This is a genomic window from Sphingomonas nostoxanthinifaciens (assembly GCF_019930585.1).
GTDB classification, from domain to species: Bacteria; Pseudomonadota; Alphaproteobacteria; order Sphingomonadales; family Sphingomonadaceae; genus Sphingomonas_I; species Sphingomonas_I nostoxanthinifaciens.
In genome coordinates this window covers 902,593-926,728 of sequence record NZ_CP082839.1, presented here as the reverse complement: position 1 = coordinate 926,728, position 24,136 = coordinate 902,593, and the positions used below count along the sequence as shown (strand labels likewise).

General features: G+C 67.3%; 17 protein-coding genes. 6 read left to right on the top strand and 11 right to left on the bottom strand.

The window, feature by feature from the left end:
- Positions 1 to 96: 96 nt before the first annotated feature.
- On the bottom strand, positions 97 to 357 hold the full coding sequence (locus K8P63_RS04200; protein WP_223798614.1) for a DUF2171 domain-containing protein: 261 nt from the start codon (positions 355 to 357) through the stop codon (positions 97 to 99).
- A 170-nt stretch (positions 358 to 527) separates the two neighbouring features.
- Here K8P63_RS04200 and K8P63_RS04195 point away from each other — a divergent pair, with 170 nt between their 5' ends.
- From K8P63_RS04195 to K8P63_RS04175, 5 genes are all read left to right on the top strand, one after another.
- On the top strand, positions 528 to 1,583 hold the full coding sequence (locus K8P63_RS04195; protein ID WP_223798613.1) for a ribonucleotide-diphosphate reductase subunit beta: 1,056 nt from the start codon (positions 528 to 530) through the stop codon (positions 1,581 to 1,583).
- A 917-nt stretch (positions 1,584 to 2,500) separates the two neighbouring features.
- Positions 2,501 to 3,154 carry a PEPxxWA-CTERM sorting domain-containing protein gene (locus K8P63_RS04190; RefSeq protein WP_223798612.1) on the top strand — a complete coding sequence of 218 codons (654 nt, stop codon included), beginning with the start codon at positions 2,501 to 2,503 and terminating at the stop codon, positions 3,152 to 3,154.
- A 231-nt stretch (positions 3,155 to 3,385) separates the two neighbouring features.
- Positions 3,386 to 4,348, top strand: coding sequence for a formylglycine-generating enzyme family protein (locus K8P63_RS04185; RefSeq protein ID WP_223798611.1), 963 nt, complete (start codon positions 3,386 to 3,388; stop codon positions 4,346 to 4,348).
- A 381-nt stretch (positions 4,349 to 4,729) separates the two neighbouring features.
- Positions 4,730 to 6,526: a DUF885 domain-containing protein gene (locus K8P63_RS04180; RefSeq protein WP_223799720.1), complete on the top strand. Its 1,797-nt coding sequence runs from the start codon at positions 4,730 to 4,732 to the stop codon at positions 6,524 to 6,526.
- Between the two features lie 82 nt (positions 6,527 to 6,608).
- Positions 6,609 to 8,030, top strand: coding sequence for a carbohydrate porin (locus K8P63_RS04175; RefSeq protein ID WP_223798610.1), 1,422 nt, complete (start codon positions 6,609 to 6,611; stop codon positions 8,028 to 8,030).
- A 130-nt stretch (positions 8,031 to 8,160) separates the two neighbouring features.
- On the opposite strand, the gene leuA is transcribed toward K8P63_RS04175, so the two are convergent.
- From leuA to K8P63_RS04150, 5 genes are all read right to left on the bottom strand, one after another.
- Entirely contained in the window at positions 8,161 to 9,822 is a 1,662-nt protein-coding gene (leuA, locus tag K8P63_RS04170; RefSeq protein ID WP_223799719.1) for a 2-isopropylmalate synthase, read from the bottom strand.
- Positions 9,823 to 10,179: 357 nt separating this feature from the next.
- Positions 10,180 to 11,514, bottom strand: coding sequence for a PQQ-like beta-propeller repeat protein (locus tag K8P63_RS04165; protein ID WP_223798609.1), 1,335 nt, complete (start codon positions 11,512 to 11,514; stop codon positions 10,180 to 10,182).
- Complete coding sequence (locus K8P63_RS04160; protein ID WP_223798608.1) at positions 11,511 to 12,212, bottom strand: tetratricopeptide repeat protein; 702 nt, start codon at positions 12,210 to 12,212, stop codon at positions 11,511 to 11,513. The genes K8P63_RS04165 and K8P63_RS04160 overlap by 4 nt, the downstream gene beginning before the upstream one ends.
- Positions 12,213 to 12,303: 91 nt before the next feature.
- The gene (locus tag K8P63_RS04155; RefSeq protein WP_223798607.1) at positions 12,304 to 14,727 is read right to left on the bottom strand and encodes a zinc-dependent metalloprotease; all 2,424 of its coding nucleotides are present in this window, start codon (positions 14,725 to 14,727) and stop codon (positions 12,304 to 12,306) included.
- A 169-nt stretch (positions 14,728 to 14,896) separates the two neighbouring features.
- Positions 14,897 to 16,681, bottom strand: a complete 1,785-nt coding sequence (locus tag K8P63_RS04150) for a DUF885 domain-containing protein (protein WP_223798606.1) — start codon at positions 16,679 to 16,681, stop codon at positions 14,897 to 14,899.
- Positions 16,682 to 16,810: 129 nt separating this feature from the next.
- Between K8P63_RS04150 and K8P63_RS04145 the strand changes: the two genes are divergently transcribed.
- The gene (locus K8P63_RS04145; RefSeq protein WP_223798605.1) at positions 16,811 to 17,965 is read left to right on the top strand and encodes a M42 family metallopeptidase; all 1,155 of its coding nucleotides are present in this window, start codon (positions 16,811 to 16,813) and stop codon (positions 17,963 to 17,965) included.
- Between the two features lie 25 nt (positions 17,966 to 17,990).
- On the opposite strand, the gene K8P63_RS04140 is transcribed toward K8P63_RS04145, so the two are convergent.
- The 5 genes from K8P63_RS04140 to ahcY form a co-directional block, all read right to left on the bottom strand.
- Positions 17,991 to 18,752, bottom strand: coding sequence for a nucleotidyltransferase family protein (locus tag K8P63_RS04140; RefSeq protein ID WP_223798604.1), 762 nt, complete (start codon positions 18,750 to 18,752; stop codon positions 17,991 to 17,993).
- On the bottom strand, positions 18,749 to 19,690 hold the full coding sequence (locus K8P63_RS04135; protein WP_223799718.1) for an aminoglycoside phosphotransferase family protein: 942 nt from the start codon (positions 19,688 to 19,690) through the stop codon (positions 18,749 to 18,751). Before K8P63_RS04135 ends, K8P63_RS04140 begins: the two co-directional genes overlap by 4 nt.
- On the bottom strand, positions 19,687 to 20,139 hold the full coding sequence (gene tsaE / locus K8P63_RS04130; RefSeq protein WP_223798603.1) for a tRNA (adenosine(37)-N6)-threonylcarbamoyltransferase complex ATPase subunit type 1 TsaE: 453 nt from the start codon (positions 20,137 to 20,139) through the stop codon (positions 19,687 to 19,689). The genes K8P63_RS04135 and tsaE overlap by 4 nt, the downstream gene beginning before the upstream one ends.
- Positions 20,140 to 20,147: 8 nt before the next feature.
- Positions 20,148 to 22,535 (bottom strand): sensor histidine kinase, encoded by a 2,388-nt coding sequence (locus K8P63_RS04125; protein ID WP_223798602.1) that lies wholly within the window; start codon positions 22,533 to 22,535, stop codon positions 20,148 to 20,150.
- A 176-nt stretch (positions 22,536 to 22,711) separates the two neighbouring features.
- The gene (gene ahcY, locus K8P63_RS04120) at positions 22,712 to 24,121 is read right to left on the bottom strand and encodes an adenosylhomocysteinase (protein ID WP_223798601.1); all 1,410 of its coding nucleotides are present in this window, start codon (positions 24,119 to 24,121) and stop codon (positions 22,712 to 22,714) included.
- Positions 24,122 to 24,136 lie beyond the last annotated feature (15 nt).

Genomic DNA, 24,136 nt, shown 5'->3' with positions numbered 1-24,136 from the left:
GAGGGGGGACGCGCTTTCGAGGCGCGCAGCCCCTCACCCTCCCGCCGCCCTACGGGCGGCTCCTTCCCTCTCCCGAACGGGAGAGGGAAAGTGAGGTCAGGCCTCTTCCTCGAACGTCACCGCGACGTCGGCATTGGCGCTGAGGCGAACCGTTTCGTCCTCGACCTCGGCGACGAGGCCGCCCGAGATGTAATGATGGTGGCCGGCATGGTCACCCTCGGCACCCTCGACGTCGGCGCCCGAATCCTTCTTGGTCAGCTTGATGCGATCGCCCTCGACCTTGTCGACCGTGCCGACATGCACGCCGTCGGCGCCGATGACTTCCATATGTTCCTGAATCTGCGACAGATCGGCCATGCTGCTTCTCCTTTGGTGAATGGTACGGCGCCGGAACGCACGATAGCCCCGAAAGACGCACGATATGTGACGCGCCGCGGAATGCAGGCATCCCGCCGCCGCGCATCGCGTCGCGCCCCGATTTTCCGCGCCGCGCGCGCGCGCGCCACCGTTTAACGAAGGACCGTCCGATGCCCCTCCTCCAGGCCAGCCGCACCTACAAGCCGTTCGAATATCCGTGGGCGTTCGACTATTGGAAGCGCCAGCAGCAGCTCCACTGGCTGCCCGAGGAGGTGCCGCTGGGCGAGGATTGCCGCGACTGGGCGCAGAAGCTCAGCGATCACGAGCGCAACCTGCTGACGCAGATCTTCCGCTTCTTCACCCAGGCCGACGTCGAGGTGCAGGATTGCTACCACGAAAAATATGGCCGCGTGTTCAAGCCGACCGAAATCAAGATGATGCTGACCGCGTTCAGCAACATGGAGACGGTCCACATCGCCGCCTACAGCCACCTGCTCGACACGATCGGCATGCCCGAGAGCGAATATTCCGCCTTTCTCCAATATAAGGAGATGAAGGACAAGCACGACTATCTGAGCACGTTCGGTGTCGACAGCGATCAGGATATCGCGCGCACGCTGGCGATGTTCGGCGGCTTCACCGAGGGGCTGCAATTGTTCGCCAGCTTCGCGATGCTGATGAACTTCCCGCGCTTCAACAAGATGAAGGGCATGGGCCAGATCGTCACCTGGTCGATCCGCGACGAGACGCTGCATTGCGAGGGCATCATCAAGCTGTTCCACGCTTTCTGCGAGGAGCGCCAGTGCATGACGCCGGCGGTGCGCGACGACATCATGGACATGTGCCAGAAGACGGTGCGGATCGAGGATGCGTTCATCGACCTCGTCTTCGAGATGGGCCCGGTCGAGGGCATGAAGCCCAAGGACATCAAGAAATATATCCGCTTCATCGCCGACTGGCGGCTGGGCCAGCTCGGCCTCAAGCCGATCTACATGATCGAGGAGCATCCGCTGCCGTGGCTGGCGCCGATGCTCAATGGCGTCGAGCATGCGAACTTCTTCGAGACGCGCGCGACCGAATATTCGAAGGCGGCGACGCGCGGCGACTGGTCCGACGTGTGGAGCAGCTTCGACCGCCGCAAGACGGCGAAGGCCGCGCTGATCGCGAACGAGGATGCGGGCGAAAGCGCCGGCCTGTTCGGCCATTCGGGCGTCGCGGCGGAGTAGGCGCACGGCTTCCCTACCACGTCACCCCGGACTCGATCCGGGGTCCCGCTTCCTTTTGCCGATAGCGGAAGAAGAAGAAGCGGGATCCCGGGTCGAGCCGGGGAAGACGCGGAAGGCGACTGCTTTCGCCCCACGTTCGGACATTCCAGTTCTTGCGAGCGCTGTCCGATAGCCGACGTAGCGAAGATGCCTTACGATAGGGCCGTGAGGCATTCGACAGAGGTTTGGTTCGCTCCGTCTCCCATACGGGGCTTCGGGGTCGTTCATTGGAAGGGCCCGGCGTTCATCTTTGGGCTGGCACTACTTACCTTGCCCGCAGCGCTTTTTTTCGCTGGCGAACCAAGATCGCCACCCCGTGCTATCTGCGGCAGGCGCATTGATCGCGATGGGAGCCATTATCGTTGGATACTATGTGTGCTCCATCCACACCGCAGATCGAGACACGGAATACGATGAGGACGTGCCCCTGCAGAAGTCCCACTGGCGCGTATTGCCGCGCTGGGTGAAAGCCGCCAGCCTTGGCATAGGCTTACCCGCGTGGATCGTCTTAGCAACTGGCGTCGTGACCGGCCGATGGGACACACCCTTGCAGCATGACGCGTTCGCAATTTTCATGGCGGTCGCCGCGCTTCAAACGGCTTTTCTCTTTCGAAGCTATTGGCGAACGGAACTCTAGTGGCGGCTGTTGTGGGTCGGCCGCCCGAAAGCTGCCTGTCTCTTATCCACCATGAGCGGACATCCAGCGTGCCCCCTCACCTCCGACCTTGTCCGAAGCCCCGCCCGCCTCGAGCAAACAAGACCGCGCCCGAGCCAACAGGCGTGTGACAATCAGTTAATCCAGTGTTAATTCCCCCGAATCTGCTTCTTGTTGCGTTTTTTCATGACGTTGGGGGGATGACATGCGATCGAGATTTCTCGTGGGGTTCAAAGCGGCGGCGATCGCCGTTTGCGCGATGCTGCCGGCGGCCCATGCTTTTGCCAGCGTGACATACACGTACACCGGCAAGGCCTATACGAATGGGGTCACCGATGGGACGGGCCACCCGGGCCTGGAGGATCCCTCGTTCTACGGATACAACCTGACCGGATCGGTCACATTCGACGATACGGTCACCGCCGATTTCTCCGGCACCGTCGATCAAAGCCATGTGACCGGCTGGTATTTCAAGTCGGGTGTGATTTCGGAACTTGCCACGCAGGGCAATGGCCTCGATGCGACCTTCAAGCTCAGTAACGGCGCGATCACCTTTTGGGATCTCACTGCATATGATCCGTCCTATGTCTTGACGACCCTTGGCGACCCGCTTGGGGCTATTGCCTTTTTCTTCGACACTGCCGGCACGAACAACGGTGGAAACGCGCTCGAGGATGGCAACGTCAACGATTACTTTTCCAAAAATCCGGATGGCTCCTTCGGCAACGGCCCGGGGATCTGGGCTGAAGTCTCGCCGCCACCGCCGCCCGCCACTTCAGTGCCCGAGCCATCGAGCTGGGCCATGTTGATGGCAGGCTTCGGCATCATCGGTTTGGCCGCGCGGCGATCGCGCCAAGCCGCAGCCGGCCACGCCTGATTTGGGCGATCCCGGGGCTGGCCGCAACGGCCAGCCCCGCCGTCTGAGTGAAGCGGCCTGCCGGCGCCGCCCCAGTCTCGGACGACGAAAGACTTCACGTCCGACAGCCGACAAGTCCGTAAATGATCGCCCTCGTGCGGACGCGTTCCAGAGCTTGCATCGGAAACATTAATAGCGGACATTCAGATCCGCCAATGAACAGGCTTCGCTTGTCGTCTTGATGATCTGCGTGTGCTGGAGAGCGAAATGATGGGACAGGCGCGCAGTAACGTCATTCGTGCACTACGCATCCTCTTGATATCAGGTGGATTGCTGCCGACAATTGTCGTGGGACAGCCTCCCCGTCCTCGCCTTGCCGCAAATGCCGCAGCGCGACCTGTTTTCGACGACTGTTCCGCCGCCGATTGGTGCCCGAAGATGGTCCCGATCCCGGCCGGCACGTTCATGATGGGATCCACCACGGTCGAACCGGGGAGGTTCGAGGACGAAGGCCCCCGCCGGCATGTGTCAGTCGCGCGTTTCGCGGTCGGTGAGTTCCCGATCACGAAGCGACAATGGGCCGCTTACGCGACGGCCACCAAGCTCGCCGTTCCCAAGGGGGCTTGCGATTATGCACCGAGCCCAAATCCGTCGTGGAAAGACGTCGGTTATGCGCAGACGGACAATGATCCGGTCGTCTGCATCACGTGGGGCGAGGCGCGGGCCTATGCGCGCTGGCTGAGCAGCCGCACCGGGCATCCTTATCGGCTGCTGTCCGAAGCCGAGTGGGAATATGCCGCGCGAGCAGGCTCGACCACCGCATTTCCATGGGGAGCGGTCGCCGACCACAATCACGCAAATTACGGGCTCGACGAATGCTGCGGCCCCCGGACGCTCGGCCGTGATCGCTGGGAGAATACATCTCCCGTCGGCGCGTTTCCGCCCAACGCATTCGGTCTCTACGACATGCACGGCGATGTTTTCGAGTGGGTGGAGGATTGCCACGCGGATTCCTATGCGAGCGCGCCGACCGATGGCTCGGCCTTCGAGCAGAAGGGGTGCACGTCGCGCGTGGCACGCGGCGGGGTCTATGCCGACACATGGAAGGTCATGCGCTCCGCTGCCCGGAATTACGCACCGCCCGACAGCAAGCAGTCGATAGAAACATATCGTAGCGCGGGATTTGGCTTCCGGGTTGCCCGGGCCTTGCCCTGACCGAAGCGCGCTTCGTCACGACGGAACATATATCGAACATTTGCTTGCAAAGTAGGATTTCGCGTGTCAGATGGTTCGACTCCGTTCCGTCATGAGGAGTCGCGCCATGGCCCAGCCGATCTGCCTGTCCGTCGCCCGCGGTGCGATGACAATTCAGACCTGTGCAACGCGCCGCACTGACTCCGCGCGGGAAGCGCACCGACCCCTGACGTAGCGTCACCTTCGTCACCTTTCGGTCCGCATCCGCCCCGCGCGAGCATCATCGTATACGAAAATCGCTTGGCTTTGACGGCGCGTGATCGCATCGTCCTGCGTAGCCGCCCAGACCCACGCGAGAGACGGCATCCCCCATCACCTTCAGGGAAGACCGATCGCATGACGATGTTCTCGGCCGCGCGCGCGCTGCTCGTCACCACCTGCCTGCTCGCCGCCACCGCCGTCGCCGCGGCCCCCGCTGCCGACGCCCCCGGCAGCGCCGACGCGCGGCTGCGCGCTTTGTACGAGCGCGAATGGGCGTGGCGTCAGGCGGAGGGGCTGCGCGGCGGGCGCGGCGCCGACGATGCCGGGGCGGATCATCTGCCGCACGTCGACGCCGCCACGCAGGCGGCGCATCTCGCTTACTGGCGGCAGGCGCTGGCCGAGCTCGACGCGATCCCCGAGGCGCAGCTTTCGGCCGAAGAAAAGATCAACGCCGCGGTGTTCCGCCGCACGGTGCAGACCTTCGCCGACGATACCCGCTTCAAGACCTACGAGGCGCCGTTCAACGCCGACACCTTCTTCTGGGCCAATCTCGCGCCGCGCTCGGGCGGCTTCCACAGCGTGAAGGCCTACCAGAATTACATCGCGCGCCTGCGCGACGTGCCGCGTTACTTCGACGAGCAGATCGCCAACATGCGCGCCGGGCTGAAGCGCGGCTACAGCGTGCCGCGCGTCGTCGTCACCGGGCGCGACAAGACGATCGAGCCCTATGTCGCCACCGATCGCTCGAACCCCTTCTACGTGCCGTTCGACGCGATGCCGGCGGGCATCCCCGCCGATCAGCAGGCCGCGCTGAAGGCACAGGGCGACGCCGCGATCCGCGAGGCGGTGATCCCCGCCTACGCCAAGCTGCTGAGCTTCATCCGCGACGTCTACATGAAGCAGGCGCGCACCACGCTCGCCGCCGAGGCCGAGCCCGACGGCAAGGCTTATTACCAGGCCGAGATCGAGGGCTTCACCACGCTGAAGCTGACCGCCGAGCAGATCCACGCGATCGGCCTGAAGGAGGTCGCGCGCATCTCGGCCGAGATGGAGGCGACCAAGGCGCAGACCGGCTTCAAGGGCGACATGCCCGCTTTCCTGACGTTCCTGCGCACCGATCCGCAATTCTATCCGAAGACGCCGCGCGAGCTGCTCGGCTTCTCCTCCTATGTCGCCAAGCGCGTCGACGGGAAGCTGGCCGACACGATCGGCTTCCTGCCGCGTCGCCGCTTCTCGATCATCCCGGTGCCGCCGAGCCTCGCGCCGATCTACACCGGCGGGCGCGGCGGGCTCGAATCGTGCATGATGAACACCTACGACCTGCCGTCGCGGCCGCTCTACACATTGACCGCGCTGACGCTTCACGAATGCAATCCGGGCCATGCCTTCCAGGCGGCGGTCGCGCAGGAGGCGCAGCGCCGCCCGGCCTTCCGCCGCGCCGCCGGTTTCTCCGGCTACGGCGAGGGCTGGGCGCTCTACATGGAGTGGCTCGGCACCAAGATGGGCATGTACGACACGCCCTACGAGAATTTCGGCCGCCTCTCCTACGAGATCTGGCGCGCGTCGCGGCTCGTGATCGACACCGGCATCCACCATTATGGCTGGACGCGCGAACAGGCGCAGCAATATCTGCGCGACCATACCGCGCTCAGCGAGCATGAGATCGAGACGGAGGTCGACCGCTACATTGCGTGGCCGGGGCAGGCGCTCGCCTACAAGCTCGGCGAGATGCTGATCCGCCAGAAGCGCACCGAGGCGGAGACGAAGCTCGGGCCGAAGTTCGACCAGCGCAATTTCCACGATGCGATCCTGTCGCTCGGCTCGGTGCCGCTGACGGTGCTGGGGGCGCGGCTCGACCAGTTCATCGCAGACGGCGGCGTCAACCCGCCCGGCTGGAACCCCGCGCTGCCCGAATTCGAGAAGGACGCGACACCTTAAATCGCGAAAGTCGTTGCAGCCCCGGATCGTTTTCGCCGGGGCGACGTTGCCTCTTCAAAGGTCAGGGAGTCTGTCCAAAGTGATGAAACGGATGGTCGTGGCCGGGGCGCTGCTCGCCCTGACCGCGCAGGGGCGTGCGCTCGCACAGGATGCGGCGCCCGGTGCCGCCGGCCGGCAGGCGCCCGCCGGCTCGCAGCTCGACACGCAGACGCAGCCCGACAAGTCGGCGCCCGCCACCACGGCCGCGCCCGAGGAGGAGCCGCTGCCCTCGGCGCTCACCGTCGATACGCGTCGGCCGCCACCGCCGGGCCTGATCGGCGACTGGCGCAAGATCCGCACGCGCCTCGCGCTGCGCGGCATCGGATTGACGGCTCGCTACGCCTCCGAAAGCGCATTCAACGCGGCCGGCGGCACACGCAACGTCTTCCGCGAGACCGGCCAGTTCGACGCGGGCGCATTGCTCGATCTCGACAAATTGGTCGGGCTGAAGGGCGGCGCGTTCCAGGCGACGCTCACCTTCCGCCGCGGCCACAATCTGTCCGACGACGCGCATCTCGGCACGCTGCAGCAGGTGCAGGAGGTCTATGGCCGCGGCCAGACATTGCGCCTGACCCAATTCTGGTACGAGCAGGTGGTCGGCGACAAACTGGAGCTGAAGCTGGGCCTCACCAACCCTGGCGAGGATTTCGCGGCCTTTTCGTGCCAGTTCATGAACCTCAGCTTCTGCGGCGCGCAACCGGGCAACCTTTCCGGCGACTATTGGGCGAACTGGCCGGTCAGCCAGCTGGGCGCGCGCGTGCGCTACTCGCCCGACAAGACGCATTACGTCCAGGCGGCAGTCTATCAGGTCAATCCGCGCAACCTCGACGCCACCGGCTTCTATTTCGTGCACACCAACGGGGGCACCGGCGTGCTGGTGCCGGTCGAGGCAGGCTGGACGCCGACGCTCGCCCACGGCCGCGTCGCCAGCTACAAGATCGGCGGCTGGGTCTCGACTGCGCCCGCCGACGATCTGCTGCTCGACGTCAACCACCGCCCGCGCGTGCTGACCGACGCCACCGCGCTCCAGCATTCGTCGCGCTACGGCATCTACATCAACGTCGAGCGCCAGTTCACCGGCCGCGCGCGCGACGGCAAGGCGGCGTCGGGCCTCAGCGTGTTCGCCAACGTCACGCAGACCGATCGCCAGACCACGCTGACCGACAATCAGGTGGCGGCAGGCCTGTTCTATCGCGGGCTGTTGCCGTGGCTGCGCGGCGAGGTGCTGGGCGTGGCGTTCGCGCGCACCAACGTCAACGGCCGCGCGACCCGCGCACAGGAACTGGACCCGACCCATCCGCCGGTGCAGCACGGCGCCGAATATGCGAGCGAGATCTTCTATTCGATCCAGCCGCTCGAGGGGCTCGAGCTGCGGCCGAACGTCCAGTACATCCACCATCCCGGCGGGCTCGACACGGTATCGGACGCCTGCATCCTCGGCCTGAAGGCGGCGGTCACGCTCTAGCGCTCCGTTCGCCCTGAGGAGCCACTGAGCTTGGCGAAGTGGCGTCTCGAAGGGCATGTGCTTCGAGACGAGGCTTCGACAGGCTCAGCCTCTCCTCAGTACGAACGGGCGGGGCATATCTGCCCGGCGATCAGGCGATCGCGTTGGCCGCGCCGAGCAATGCGCGGACCGAGGCGGTCGCCACGTCGGTATCCATGCCGACGCCGAACACCGTCCGCCCGTCGCCGGTGCGCGCCTCGACATAGGCCGCCGCCTGCACGCTGCCGCCGGTGCCGATGGCATGTTCGCTATAATCGACGATATCGAGATCGAGCCCGAAGCCGTCGTTGAGCGCCGCCAGCACGCCCGAGAGCAGGCCGTTGCCGCGCCCGCTCACCGTCTTGTCGACCCCGGCATGGCGCACGCGCCCGGTGAAAATGCGGTCTGCGCCGGCATGCGCCTCGCTATAGTCGACCAGTTCGAACGGCTGCGCGCCGACCAGCCGGTAATGCTCCTGGAACCGCGCCCAAATGTCTCCGGCATTGAGCTCGCGGCTGGTCTCGTCGGCCAGCGCCTGCACCGAGCGGCTGAGATCGGCCTGCATCCGCTTGGGCAGCTTGAGGCCCTTGTCCTGCTCCAGCACCCACGCGACGCCGCCCTTGCCCGACTGCGAATTGACGCGGATCACCGCCTCGTAATCGCGGCCGAGATCCTTGGGATCGATCGGCAGATAGGGCACGTCCCAGATCAGGTCGTTGCGCTGCTCCTGCGCGGCGAAGCCCTTCTTGATCGCATCCTGATGCGACCCCGAGAACGCCGTGAAGACGAGGTCGCCCGCATACGGATGGCGCGGGTGGACCGGCAGATTGTTGCAATAGGTGACGGTGTTGATGACCGCGTCGATGTCGGAGAAATCGAGCTGCGGATTGACGCCCTGCGTGTAGAGGTTGAGCCCCAAAGTCACCAGATCGACGTTGCCGGTTCGCTCGCCATTGCCGAACAGGCAGCCCTCGACGCGATCGGCACCCGCCATCAGCCCGAGCTCGGCCGCGGCGACGCCGGTGCCGCGATCGTTATGCGGATGGAGCGAGATCACGACGCAGTCGCGGTTGCGGATATGCTTGCCGAACCATTCGATCTGGTCGGCATAGATGTTGGGGGTCGCCGCCTCGACCGTCGCCGGCAGGTTGAGGATCAGCGGATGCGCGGGCGTCGGCCGCAGCACCTCCATCACCGCCTCGCAGACCTCGACGCTGAAATCGAGCTCGGCGGTGGAGAAGGTCTCGGGGCTATATTCGAAATGCCAGTCGGTGTCGGGCTGCTTGGCCGCCTCGTCGCGCAGGATCTTCGCGCCGGTGACGGCGATCTCGCGCACCTCGTCGCGGGTCATGCCGAACACGATCCGCCGCCATGCCGGCGACACCGCATTGTAGAGGTGGACGACCGCCTGCTTCGCGCCGCGCAGGCTCTCGAAGCTCTTCTCGATCAGGTCGCGGCGCGACTGGGTCAGCACCTGGATCATCACGTCGTCGGGCACGCGGCCGTTGCGGACGAGGCCGGAGATGAAGTCGAACTCGGTCGCGCCGGCGGCGGGGAAGCCGACCTCGATCTCCTTGAGACCGACCTTGCAGAGCAATTCGAAGAAGCGGGTCTTCTTCTCCTCGTCCATCGGATCGATCAAAGCCTGGTTGCCGTCGCGCATGTCGGTCGACAGCCAGCGCGGCGCCTTGGTGATCGTGCGGCCGGGCCATTGGCGGTCGGGCAGATCGACCTGCGGAAACGGGCGGTACTTGACGGAGGGATCGGCGAGCATGGTCATGAGATCGGCTTTCGGGGGCGGTGTCCTCGGGCGCGCCTCGGTCGGCGCGGTCGGCAATGTCCCTTAGGCGGTGATGCCGCGGCCGAACCCGGCCGCGCTCGATCGGCGCGCCTAAGGGCGCGTAAGTCGCAGAATAAGGAGGGCCGAGCCGCCGAACATGGCGTGCGCTTAGCCGATGGCCGCGACGCCGTCCACCCGTTGCGGTGGATGGGCGGCTGGAGAAGATACGCGACCTGCCGTCATCCCCGCGCAGGCGGGGATCCATTTGCCTAACCGTCGCTTGAGCGCCGCTCCGGCTGCGTGAATGGATTCCCGCCTACGCGGGAATGACGGTTGAAAGCCGGTCTTAGCTCACCGCCAGGCGGTGAGCTTGCCCTTCTGGTCGAGCGTGTAGAGCGTGTTGTTCGCGACGATCGGCGACAGGTAGAAGCCCTTGCCGGCCTTGCGCTGGGTGCTCATGACCTTGCCGTCGGCGACCTTCACCTGCACCATCTCGCCCAACGTGTTGACCAGCACCAGCCGGCCGCCCGCCAGGATCGGTCCCGACCAGCCGACCGCCTTGTTCTTCGTCTTGGGATCGCGGAAGTGGGTGAGCTGCGTGATCCAGCGGATCTTGCCGGTGGTGCGCGCGATGCAGAGCAGGCGCGCATCGTCGGTGACGACGAACAGCCACTCGCCCGCCAGCCACGGCGTGTCGATGCCGCCGATCGTGATCTCCCACAGGCGCTGGCCGCTGACGAGATCCATCGCGACCATGCGGCCGCCCTGCCCGATCGCATAGACCTTGCCCTGATCCAGCACCGGCGCCGCATCGACGTCGGAGATGGTCGAGACCGAGGTCGAGATCGAGGTCCGCGAAAGCTGGTCCTGCCAGACGATGCGGCCATTTTCGTAGCGGAGCGCGGAAAGCTCGCCCGACGAGAAGCCGGCGACGACCGTGCCCTGGGCATAGGACGGCGCCGCCACGCCGAACACGCCCGCCGTCTGCAGCGTGGCGGACACGGTCCACACGACCTCGCCCTTTTCCTCGCTCAGCGCGATGATCTGGTTGTCTTGCGTCAAGACGAAGATGTTGCCGTTGCCGAAGCCCGGCGCGCCGCGCAGCGGGCCCGAAGGACGCGCCTTCCAGATCTGCTTGCCGGTCGCGGCATCCAGCGCGATCACGTCGCCGCGCCCGTTGGTGGCGAAGACGCGGCCATTGTCGACGCTGACGCCGCCGCCGAACAGCACCGGCTTCTCGCGCTTGGTCGCGTCGGGCGCGACCTCCCACAGCTTGCGTCCGGTCGCCGCGTCGAACGCGCGCACGACGGCCTCGGCATCGACCACATACAATTTGCCGTCCGCGACCACCGGGCCGGCCGCGAGGCGCTCGCGCGGGCCGCCGGCTGGAATCTTCACGTCCCAAGCGGGCTTGATCGTGGCGCCCAGCGCGGGATTGCCCATCACCTTGGTCGAATTTCCGCCGGTCTGCGACCAAGTGTCGTTCGGTGCGGCATCCGGCACCGTCACCGCCACGTCGGCCAGGCTCGGCTCGACCGCGGCATCGCCTTCGGACGTCAGAACGGGGATGCGCTCGCCCACCACGGCGGTCTTGGGGCGATGCTCGCCCTTGCTGCGAAAGATGCCACAGCCACTCAGCGCGGCGACCATCGCCAGCGCCACCACCACACGCTTGGTCATTTTCATTCCTTCAGGGCGGCGGGCGACGCGGCGGTGACCACCGTCTGGCCAAGCGCGCTGGCCATGCCGGCGGCGCGTCCACGCAGCGAGGTCGGCACGGTCGTATCGCGTGCGATCGCGGCGAACAGCGGGCCGGCCAGATTTGCCTTGTTCATCTTCAGATCGGCGATCGCGGTCAGCTCGGCGGCGCTGCCGAACCATGGACCACCCGGCACCGCCAGCGGCTTTAGCCGGTCGACCACCGTCTGCGGCAGCAGCCTGTCGAAGCGAATCGTGACGCCGCGGATCGTGGCGAGGTCGCGCATCGCCTGCGGCAGCTTGGTATCGGCCGCGATCGCGTCATAATCGACGCCGGCCGCGGTCACGTCGGTGCGCTCGACCAGTTCGGCCTGCGTCAACCGGGCGAGCGCGCGATAGCCGTCGCGAGGGCTGGCCGCGAGCGACGCCAGGCGCGGATCCTTGGCATTGGCCTTGCCGCTGCCGACATCGGCCATCAGCGCGACCATCGTCTCGGCATCGGCCCCGGCTTCGGCCTTGCGATGGTTCTGCCACAGCAGGAAGCCGGCGAGCAAAGCCAGCGCCAATCCCACCCCGAAGCCGATCCATTTCCCCCAGCGGCGGGCGAAACGGACCATGCGATCCTGGCGGAGATTGTCGTCGACCTCGCGAAAGAAGGCTTCGTCATTGGCAGGCGTCAGCGCCAAACAGGCTCTCCCGATTGGATGGGTTTACGGTGCCTCCTAGCGCGGAGATCGCCTGAACGAAAGCTGTGCAAGCGGTGAACCGAGCAGAAGCCTATCCGATCGGCATGCCCGGCGGAATTTCCGGCGCATGACGGCCGCGCCCGAGCTCGCGGGTCAGCGCCGTATCGTCGCGGAGCATCGCTGCCATGCTGCGGCTCCACAGCGCATCTTCGTCCGCGCCCTTCGCCGTCGCGAGGCGATCGGCGAGCAGCTGCAGCCGCCCGGCGAGGATCGCCGCAACATCGGGCGGGGTACGCGGATCGCGCTGCGCGCCGGCCATCGCCAGCACCGTCCGGGTCGCGACGCGCCGTTCGACGGCGGCGCGACGCACGTCGACCACCCCCGCCGTCAACTTGTCGAGCAGGCGGTCGAGCCCCGGCAGCGACGGATCGCGCGCATGCTGGATGGCGAGGCGCGTCAGCCGCGAGGGGGCCAGCAACGTGTCCAGCGTCACCTGCGCCGCCACGTCCGCCGCGACCAGCGGATCGAACACCGCCGCGCCGGCCGTGTCGAACACCTCGGTATCGAATTGCGGATCGGATTCGCCGTTCACGCCCGACGAGAGCATCAGGGTGAGCGGGCCCGGCACGGTCAGCTCCTTCGCCGAGAGCGTCTCCAGCAGCGCATCGAGCGCCGCCTCCTGCTCGGCGGCCGTAGCCGAGGTCGGCGCCGGGCTGCCGCCGCCCGCGACCGAATAGCGGTAATTCACCCCGCCGATATATTTGCCGATCGCCGCAACCTCGTAGCGATGCAGCAGCCACAGCGGTGCGAACTTGCGGCGCAGGTCGGCCAGCGGCTCGCCCGCATGCAGCACGCCGGGCCCGAAATCGGCGAGCGCGATGCGGCGCACCGCCATGATGTGCGCGAGGTCGGCCGGCTTGTCGTCGCCTTCCACCCACATATTGTCGCCCGGCACGCCGAGATCGGGATTACGCCCGTCGATATCGGTCAGATAGCGCAGGCCCGCCGCCTCGGCCGCGGTCGCCTTCTGCGCGGCGGCGGCATCGGGATCGATCCCCGGCTTGGGCTGGCCGTAGAGCCAGTCGACGATGAACTTGTCCCAGCGACCGATGCCGGTCGCATACGCGTCGGACAGATCGAGCTTGTCGTCCTTGATCGCGATCTTGGCGAACGGATAGTCGAGCACCGACGCGCGGCCATAGGTGCTGGCCGCGAAATTGTGCGCGAAGCCGAGCGCATGGCCGACCTCGTGCGCACCGAGCTGGCGGATGCGCGCGAGCGCGACCCGCACCGGATCGTTGGCGCCGCCCTGCCCCTCGCCCGCGGTGCCGACGAGGCTTTCGAAGATGATGATGTCCTGCCGCAGCCGCAGCCCTTCGAGCACGACATTGCCCTTGATGATCTCGCCGGTGCGCGGATCGACGATGCCGCCGCCATAGGACCAGCTGCGCGTCTGCCGCTCGTCCCAGTTGACGATGTTGTAGCGCACGTCCTGCGGATCCATGTCCGGCGTCAGGATCCTGACCTGGAAGGCATCCACGAAGCCGGCGGCGTCGAACGCCTGGTTCCACCACGCCACGCCCTCGGCCAATGCGGTGCGGATCGGCTCGGGCGCGGCATTGTCGATGTAGAAGATGATCGGCTTCTTGACCGGCGAGCGTGCGGCGGCGGGGTCGACCTTCTCCAGCCGGAAATGGCTGGCATATTGCAGCAGCACGTCGTCGCCGAGCGGCGTCCCGAAATCATAGACCGCCTGCGAGAAGGTGCCCGAGCGTATGTCGAACTTGCGCGGCACGAAGCCCGGCCCCGGCAGGCGGATCAGCGAATGGTGGACGGTGAAGCTCACCTGCCTTCCGTCGGGCGCGATCGTGTTGACCTCGCGGCCGGGCGTGTCGGAGACGAAGGTCTGCACCGCCTCCAGCTCGATATTGTCGGGGAAGGCCTTCACCGACGCCGGATCGGCGGCGGACAGCGCCTCCGACAGGTGGAAGCCCTTGCCGCCGCCGTCGAGCGCGCCCGGCAGGCTCATGCCGCCGCCGTTGAGCTGCGCCGCGATGTTCATCGTGTCGCGCACGAGGAAGGGCGAGAGATCGACCGTGACCGCGCCCGTGGGATCGGTCGAGGCGATGTCGAGCATAGCGACGACGCTGTAGGGAAAGCTCTCGCGTGCACCTTTGCGAATCTCGGCCGCACCGCTGGCGGTGTAGCGCGGATTCTCGAACGTCACGGCGACCTTGCGGCCGATACGGCGAAAGGCGAGGACACGCGTCTCGCCCAGCTGGCCGTGATCCAGCGTGATCCGCGCCGAGCCGAGCCCGGTCTTGAGCGCGGTCGCATAGAGGAAGCGGCCGGAGACGCCGTCGGCATCGGGCGCGGGCAAGGTCACGAGAACGTGTCCCGCCGCCGCATCGGCCTTCACGGGCAGCAGCGTCGCCGTTGGGGTCGCGGCCCGCACCGGCATCGCCGCCGCCAGCGCCGCGCCGCACACGCCCGCAATCCATCGTCCCATCGTCATGCCGTAAATGCCCCAGTCGATTTGTCGCGCCGCAGCATGGCGGGTCTGTCGCGCCGCGCAAGCACGAAGCTGCCCCCTACCCGTCATCCCAGCACAGGCTGGGATCTCGTGAGGCAAGCCACCACACCCCTCGGGATACCCCGGCGTCCGCTGGGGTGACGGAAGCGGGCTACATCCGCGCCGCCGCGGCCTCCAGCACCGACATCGGCATCGGCCCCGACCGCAGCACCAGATCGTGATAGGCGCGCACGTCGAAGCGGCTGCCCAGTCGCTTGCGCGCCGCTTCGCGCGCCGCGACGATCGCGTTGGCGCCGACCTTGAAGCTGCACGCCTGCCCCGGATAGACGCAGTAGCGCACCACTTCTCGGTCGGTCGGCCCCGGCAGTTCGCCGCCATGCTCGACCATCCACTGCACCCCCTGCTCGCGCGTCCAGCGCAGATGGTGGATGCCGGTATCGACGACGATGCGCGCGGCGCGGAACAGCTCCGACTGAAGATAACCGAGCCGCCCGAACGGATCGCCCTCGAACGCACCGATCTCGTCGGCCACCTGCTGCGCGTAGAGGCCATAGCCCTCGGTATAGGCCGAGAAGCGCACGATCCGGCGGAACAGCGGCAGCTGCCGCGCATGGCGCAGCATGCTGAACTGGAAATGGTGCCCGGGAATGCCCTCGTGATGGGTCAAGGTGGGCAGGCGCCACAGCACGATGTCGCGCGGATCCTTCAGATTCAGCATATAGGTGCCGGGCGCGTCGCCGACGCCGTCATGATAGAATGCGATCGGCGACCCGTTCTGCTGTGCCGCCGCCACCGGTGCCACCACGATCGGGTCGTTCGGCGGATCGTTGAACGCGCGCGGCAGGCGGGCGATGATGTCCTTCAGCTCGCGGTCGGCCTCGGCCAGCAGGCGGGCGCGGCCGGCATCGTCGTCGGAGACGAGGAAGCGCGGATCGTGGTCGAGCGCCGCCATCCGCTCGCGCACGCTGCCCTTGCTCAACCCCTGTGCCTTCAACCCGGCATCGATCTGCGCGGTCAGTTCTGCCACCTGGGCGAGGCCCTGCCGATGCAGCTCGGCCGGCGGTGTGGCGACGGTGGTGTTGGAATAGGTCGTCGCCGCATAATAAGCGTCGCCATTGGGCAGGCGCCACACGCCCGCGATCGTGCTGGCGTTCGGCAGCAGCGCCTCCAGCGCCTGCGCCTGCCGGTCGAGCGCGGGCGCGATCGTCGCGCGGAAGATATCCGCCCCGCGCCCGCCAATGTCGCCCAGCCCGGCCGCATGCGCGCGCACGACCGCCGGCGCGATCAGCGCGCTCGTCAGCGGCGGCGTGTCGCGCAGCGCGCGGACCTGCGCGATCGTCCGCTCCAGCACGAAGCCGGGCGGCGCGACGCCGGCGGCGGCGTCGTGACGGATGCGGTCGGTCTCCTGATCGATCGCGATGCCGAGCGCGGTGAGGCGCGCATACCAGGCGTCGACGTCGGCCGCGTTCGCCAGCGGATGATTGGAGCCGATGAAGCCCGGCAGCCAATAATAAGCGCCGTTCATCTGGTTCACGACATAGGGGCTGGGGCGCAGGTCGATGTCGACGAAACCGGTATAGGATGTCAGGTCCGCCAGCCGATCATAGACGAACGACGCGACGTCGTGGTCGAGCGCCGCACGCGGCGACAGGCCGGCGCGGCCGATCGCGCCAAGCTGGCGGCGCGCCTCGGCGATCGCGGTACGATCCGCCGCCATCGCCGCGAGCGAGCGATCGGTCAGCCGGCTACGCAGGACGGCATTGGCGCCGACGTCGAGCTGCTGCCCGGTCGCCTCTTCTGGGCAACGGCGCAGGAACAGTTCGGCATGGCGCTGCAGCAAGGCATCGAGCGCCGCATCGGCCGAGGTGGCGGCCCAGCCCGGCGCGGCAAGACCGGCGGCGGCGGACGAAGCGAGGAAGGTACGGCGATCGAGCATGGCGCATCCTGAACAGGGGCACGGGGGCATTTTGCGCAAAGCTCGGCCGCACCGGCCGCACCGCGCGCAAAGCGCTTGCCATGCGGAGCCCGTAACGCTCAAGAAACTTTAGACATGAAGGGGAATACCATGCGTCGAACCGCCTGCGCCATCGTCTCTCTGGCGCTGCTCGCCACCCCCGCTCTCGCGGCACCGGGCGACCGTTCCGAGCGATTGCTCGCCGAGCTGTCGAATGCGGGCTCGCCGCCCGGCTATGAAGAGCCGGTGCGCGCGATCATGGTGCGCGAGCTCAAGCCCATCACCGACAAGATCGGCTATGACGGGCTCGGCTCGGTGATCGCGCAGTCGGGCTCGTCGGGCCCGCGCATCATGCTCGACGTGCATATGGACGAGCTGGGCGGCATGATCCGCCGCGTCACCCCCGACGGCTATATGACGATGCAGATGCTCGGCGGCTGGCTCGATCAGGCGCTGCCAGGCCAGCGCTGGATCATCATCGGCGCGAACGGGCCGGTCCACGCCGTCACCGGCATCCGCGACGCGCACCTCGTCCCCGCCACGTCGGACGAGCGCAACAAGGTGGTCAGCCGCGACAACGTCTTCCTCGACGTCGGCGCGAAGGATGCCGCGGGCGTCGCCGCGCTGGGCGTGTCGCCGGGCGATCCGGTGATCCCCGATTCGACCTTCCTCGCGATGCCGAACGGCCGCTATGTCGGCAAGGCATGGGACGATCGTGCCGGTTGCGCGGTGGTGATCGAAGCGATGCGCCGGCTGCGCGCATCGGGCCACCCCAACCAGCTTTTCATCGCCGCGACCGTGCAGGAGGAGATGGGCATGCGCGGCGCGCAGCCCGCCGCCGAAGCGATCAAGCCCGACATCGCGATCGCGATCGAAGGCGGGCTCACCAGCGACAATCCGCCCAAGCAGAATGCCGAGGAGACGCAGGGGCGGCTCGGCGCCGGGCCGGGCATGTTCCTGTTCGACGGCAGCGCGCTGCCCAGCCGCCGCATGGTCCGCTTCGTCGATGATACGGCGCGCGCCAAGGGCATCCCGCTGCAGCACGATCTGATCGCCGGTTATGGCGAGGATACCGCGCCGATCCAGAAGTCCGGCACCGGCGTGCCGACCGTCAATCTGGTCGTGCCGGTGCGTTATACCCACGTGCATAACGGCATCATGGATCGCGCCGACTTCGACGGGATGGTCGATCTGGTGGTGGCGCTGATCCAGAAATTGGACGCGCCGACGGTGGCGAAGCTGCGCGACTATACCCCCGCGCCATAATCTCGAGCGAAACGCGCTGCAGGCGTCAGCCTTGCGCCAGCAGCGCCTCCGCCTCGGCGATCGCGCCGGGCCAGCCCACGTCGAACCATAGCCCCTGGTGGACGAAGCCGTAGAGGCGACCGTTCGCGATGGCGCGATCCCACAGCAGGTTGAACGAATAAGCACCTTCCGGCGCATCCTCGAACAGGCGGCGCGACACGATCTGCACGCCCGTGAAGACGAATGGCGCGACCCGGCCGGGTCGCCGCCGCGTGAGCTGGCCGTTCGCGTCCATGTGGAAGTCGCCGATGCCGCCATGGCAATTGGCGCGGGCGAGCGGCACGACCAGCAGCAGCGCATCCATGATCGAATCGTCCCAGCGCGAGCCGAGCAGGCGGATCGCGTCGACCGGACCATCGATCCACAGATTGTCGCTGTTGGCGATCAGGAAGCGTTCGTCCGGGATCAGCGGCAATGCGTTCGCCACGCCGCCACCCGTCTCCAGCAAGCGGTCGCGCTCGTCGGACACGATCACCTCGATGCCCTGCACGCGATGGCGCAGGTGCGCCTCCAGCGCATCGGCCAGATAGTGCGTGTTGACCACCGCTCGACCGATACCGGCGGCGCGCAACCGATCGAACACGTGATCGAGCAGCGGCTTGCCCGCCACCTCGACCAAAGGCTTGGGCCGCGTGGCGGTCAGCGGCCGCATCCGTTTGCCGAGCCCTGCCGCGAGCACCATTGCGGTGGCGAGCGGCGGCGCGTCGTGCGCCCCCGGCCGCAGCGTCAGCGCCGCGCGCGCGCTCATGCCGCCACCCAATGCGCGGCGCGCGCGGTCGGCGGCACGTGCGCGTCGAACCATTCGCGCACCGGCGCCAGCGCCGGATGCGCGAGGTCGCGCTCCAGATAGCCCCATACGCGCGGCTGGAAGGCGAGGTAGCGCGGCTTGCCGTCGCGGCGCCACAGCCGCGCGAAGATGCCGAGGATCTTGGTGTTCCGCTGCGCGCCGAGGATCGCATAGGCCGCGCGATCGAGCGCACCGTAGCGATCGAGCATCGCCGCCTCCAGCTCCGCGCTCACGTCGCGGCGCGCATCCTGCAACAGCGAGACGAGATCGTAGGCCGGATGCCCCGCCAGCGCGTCCTGGAAATCGAGCAGGCCGAGCGCGCCGCCGGGCAGCAGCATGATATTCTCGGCATGATAATCGCGCAGCACGGTCACGTCGTGGCGCCCGGCAATGGTGTCGAGCACCGCCTCCCATGCCGCCGCGAAACCGCCGCCTGCCTCCAGCCCGACCGCCGGCAGATACCATTCGGTGAACAAACCCGCCTCACGCTGATACACCGCCATGTCGTAAGGCGGCAGCATGTCCGGACCGTGACGGTGCAGATCGCGCAGTACGTCGATCGCCGCCTCGTAGATCGGGCGTTCGCGCGTCGGCTCGGCGGCGACCACCTCCGCCACCCGCGCATCGCCGAAATCCTCGAGCAGGATCAGCCCTTCGTCCAGATCCTGCGCCAAGATGCGCGGTGCGGCGAAGCCCAGCGCGTGCAGGTGCGCCGCCACATGCAGGAAGGGGCGGCTATCCTCATGCGCCGGCGGCGCATCCATCAGCACCGCGCGCGCATCGCCGCGCACCACGCGGAAATAGCGACGGAACGAGGCATCGCCGGCAAGCGGGAGGATCGCGGCCCCATCCCACCCGGCACGATCGAGGAACGCTGGCGCGGCGGACGGCGGAATCATCGTCGGGGCGGCGGCCATCGCCCGTCCCAAGCGTCCGGCGCGACCCAAGTCAAGCGGCGCCCACCGTCCGCCACATCGTCGAGCGCCAGACGGAGCATATCGGGCCACAGGCGCCCGCCCATCCGCTCGGGCCACTCGATCAGCAGCACCGAGTCGGTGCGCGCGTCGTCAAGGCCGAGTTCGTCGATCTCGTCCGCATCCTCGATCCGATAGAGGTCGACGTGCCATAATGGCAGCCGCAATTCGGGCGGCGCATAGGCGATCACGATCGGAAAGCTGGGGCTCGGCGCCTCGCCGGCAAGGCCGAGGCCGCGAAGGATCCCGCGCGCGAGCGTGGTCTTGCCCGCGCCCAGCGGCCCAGATAGCGCGATCGCGTCACCCGGCCGCAGCAAATCGGCGATCGCAGCGCCGAGCGCATCGGCAGCCGCCTCGTCCGGCAAGGCGATCATGCCTTTGCTCACGCGGGCGACGCGCCGGTGTCGTCCTGTTGGCGCAATGGCAGGCGGATGACGGCGGTCGTGCCCCGGCCTACTTCCGAAAGCAGATCGATCCGGCCGCCATGCGCCTCGATCAGCTGGCGCGCGAGCGGCAGGCCGAAGCCGTTGCTCTCGCTCGCTTCGGGCTCATCGTCGGTCGGGGTGAAGCTGTTGCGGCTGAAGCGATCGAAGATGCGCTCGCGCTGCTTGGCGGGCATGCCGCGGCCATTGTCGGATATGACGACCTCCGCCATCTCCTCGACGATGCGGCTGCGGACGAGGATGCGGCCGCCCGCGGGCGTGTAGCTGAGCGCGTTGCGCAGCAGATGGCCGATCGCCTGCCCCAGCCGCTTGGGATCGCCCGCCACCTCGCCGCTTTCCGGCGCGATATCGGTCGCGAGCATCAGCCCGTCATTCCGCGCCGCATCGCGCGTGAGGTCGACCGTGCCACGCACGAGCTCGGCCATCGACACCACCTCGGTCGCCATCGGCAGGCTGCCGGCGACGCTCTGCGTCAGGTCGAGCGCGTTGTTCATCAGGCCGGAAAGCCGTCCCACCGCCGAAAGGATCGACTCGACATAATCGCGCGCCGTGTCGCCAAGCTCCCCGGCATAGCCGCCGGCGAGCAGTTCGGCGAAGCCGGTGATCGTCGTCAGCGGCACGCGCAATTCGTAGCTCATGCTGGCGACGAACGCGTTCTTGAGCTGGTTCGCTTCCTCCAGCGCCTCGTTGCGGTCGCGCAGCGCTTCTTCGATGCCGCGGCTGGCGGTGATGTCGAGCAGCGTGAACAGCGCGTTGCCGTCGGGCAGCGGCACCGCGGCGAACTCGAAATGACGGCCGTCGATCAGGCTGATCCGACCCGACCGCTGCTGCCGGTCGATCGTCGCGATCCGCACCAGTTCGCGGATCAGCCCCGCGCGGCTCGGATCGAGCAGTTTGGGTGCGATCGCCTGCACCAGCGCGTCGACGCGCGGATGCCGTGCAAGCTCCTCCTCCGACAGCCCCCAGATCTCGCGGAAGCGATTGTTCCAGAGGTGCAGCCTGCCGTCGGCTGCGAACACGCCAACCGCCTCGAACAGATTGTCGAACGTCGCGGTGCGCACGCGCAGCAAGGTGTCGCGCGCGCTGGCAAGCTGCAGATGCTCGGTCCGATCCTCGAAGATCAGGAGCAGGCCGCGATCGGGCAGCGGCTGCGCCACCACGCGCAGATGCGTGCCACCGGGCAGCAGCCAGCTTTCCTCGACCGGATCGGTGGTCGAGAACCATTGACGACGCTCGGCACGCCAGCCGGGAAAGTCGCGGCTTTCGGGCGCGCGCTGCGACTCGCGCATGCGCTCCAGGACGCGATCGAACTCGGGCCGATCGGCCAGCCAGTCCGGTTCCATCGCGAACAAGCGTGCGAAGTGACGATTGCAGAACACCAGACTGTGGTCGCTCGCAAACTGTGCCACGCCCGCGGAAAGACGGTCGAGCATGTCGCGTTGCGCACGGACGAACAGGCCGAGATCGGCACGCGCCTCCTCCAGTTCCTGGATGTCGATCGCGTAGCCGGCGACGCCCGCCTCGCCGATCGGCACGTCCACGACGCGCATCATCCGGCGCTGGCCGGCGACGATCGCGGGCGCAGTCCGCATCCCGATCGTGCCGCGCTCGCGTGCGGCGGCGGCGCTGGCCATCGGCGTCGGCCCGTTGCCGCTTTCGATCAATTCCAGCCCGCGCGCGATCACGTCGGCGGCGTCGGCGGCCTCGATCGCGCGGACATAGGCGCCGTTGACGAGCGCGAGGCTCATGTCGGCGCCGCGATGCCACATCGGGAAGGGCGCCGCCTCGATCAAAGCCGACAGTCCGTCGAGCGCTCGGGCGAGCCGCGAGGCGCGTTCGGTCATCAGCGCCACTTCGCGCTGTTCGACGGTGGCGTCGAGGAACCACAGCAGCACGGCGCGGCGCGCATCGCGGCGGACGCTGTAGGGCTCGCCCTGGATGCGGAAGATGCGCGACGATCCGGGCAGCGCCATGTGCCGGCGGATCGGTGCGCCGGTGGTTCGGCAGGCGGCGACCTCTCCCGCCAGCACGTCGAGATCCTCGGTGGCAAAACCGCCGGGGCCGCCAAGCCCCTCCAGCGTGCGCGGCACCTCGGTCAGGCCGATCCACACCGCGACGCGCGGATCGGCATCGACGCCGCCATCCGGGTAGACCAGCATCGGCGCCGCCGGCGAGCCCGCCAGCAGATCGGCGATGGCGTGCGATTCGTCGATTGCGCGCCCGGCGCGGGTCGTGCGGCGGATGCCGACCACGGTCGCGATCAGCGCGACGATCAGCCAGACCGCCCCCAACGCCACGACCGGCGCGAAATGCGCCAGATCGTTCATTGGTTTACGCCCGGCCGAAACGGGCGCGGCGCAGGCCCCTGCATGCGATAGCCTTAGAACAGAGGCGGGGGCGGATGCACGCCCTTTTGTGGCGAGCTGTCACGCTGCCCGGACCGCACCCGTCCGTCCCTCATCCAGCCGGCAGGCTGAAAGAGGGACGGCGGGCGCCTTCGCGATCAGTAGCGGTAGTGATCGGGCTTGAACGGACCTTCGGTCGACACGCCAATATAGGCAGCCTGCTTCTCGGTCAGCTTGGAGAGCTTCACGCCCAGCTTGTCGAGGTGGAGGCGGGCGACCTTCTCGTCGAGATGCTTCGGCAGGACGTAGACCTGATTGGCATATTGGTCCGCCTTGGCGAACAATTCGATCTGCGCCAGCACCTGGTTGGTGAAGGACGACGACATGACGAAGCTCGGATGGCCGGTCGCGCAGCCGAGGTTCACCAGCCGGCCCTTGGCCAGCACGATGATCTCCTTGCCGCCGGGGAACTCGACCAGGTCGACCTGCGGCTTGATCTCGGTCCACTTGTAGTTGGACAGAGCCGCGATCTGGATCTCGCTGTCGAAGTGGCCGATGTTGCAGACGATCGCCATCGGCTTCATCTTCGCCATGTGATCGGCGGTGATGACGTCGGCATTGCCCGTCGCCGTCACGAAGATGTCGGCGCGCTCGGCGGCCTCTTCCATCGTCACGACCTCGAAGCCCTCCATCGCCGCCTGCAGCGCGCAGATCGGATCGATCTCGGTCACGATCACGCGTGCGCCGCCGTTGCGGAGCGACTGCGCCGAGCCCTTGCCGACGTCGCCGAAGCCCGCGACCGCCGCGACCTTGCCGGCGAGCATCACGTCGGTGGCGCGACGGATCGCGTCGACCAGCGACTCCTTGCAGCCGTAGAGATTGTCGAACTTCGACTTGGTGACGCTGTCGTTGACGTTGATCGCCGGGAACGGCAGCTCGCCGCGCTTGGCGATCTCGTACAGGCGGTGGACGCCGGTGGTGGTCTCTTCCGAGACGCCCTTGATCGCCTTGACGGTGGCGGTCAGGTAGCCGGGCTTGGCGGCGACGAACGCCTTGAGCGCGCGGTGGAACTCGACCTCTTCGTCATTCTCCGGCTCGGCCAGCGTGCCGCCGGCTTCCAGCTTGGCGCCGAGCAGAGCGAACATCGTCGCGTCGCCGCCGTCGTCGAGGATCATGTTGCAGGGCTCGTCGCCCCAGTCGAAGATCTTGCCGACATAATCCCAATATTCGGCGAGCGACTCGCCCTTGACCGCGAACACCGGGATGCCGGCGGCGGCGATTGCAGCCGCGGCGTGATCCTGCGTCGAGAAGATGTTGCACGATGCCCAGCGGACCTCGGCGCCGAGCGCGGTGAGCGTCTCGATCAGCACAGCGGTCTGGATCGTCATGTGGAGCGAGCCAGTGATCTTCGCGCCCTTCAGCGGCTGGCTCGTGCCATATTCCTCGCGGAGCGCCATCAGGCCGGGCATCTCGGTCTCGGCGATCACGATCTCCTTGCGGCCCCAGCCGGCGAGCGCGATGTCGTGGACCAGATAGTCGTTGAAGCTGTCGAGAGCGGCGGTGGCCACGCGATATTCTCCTGA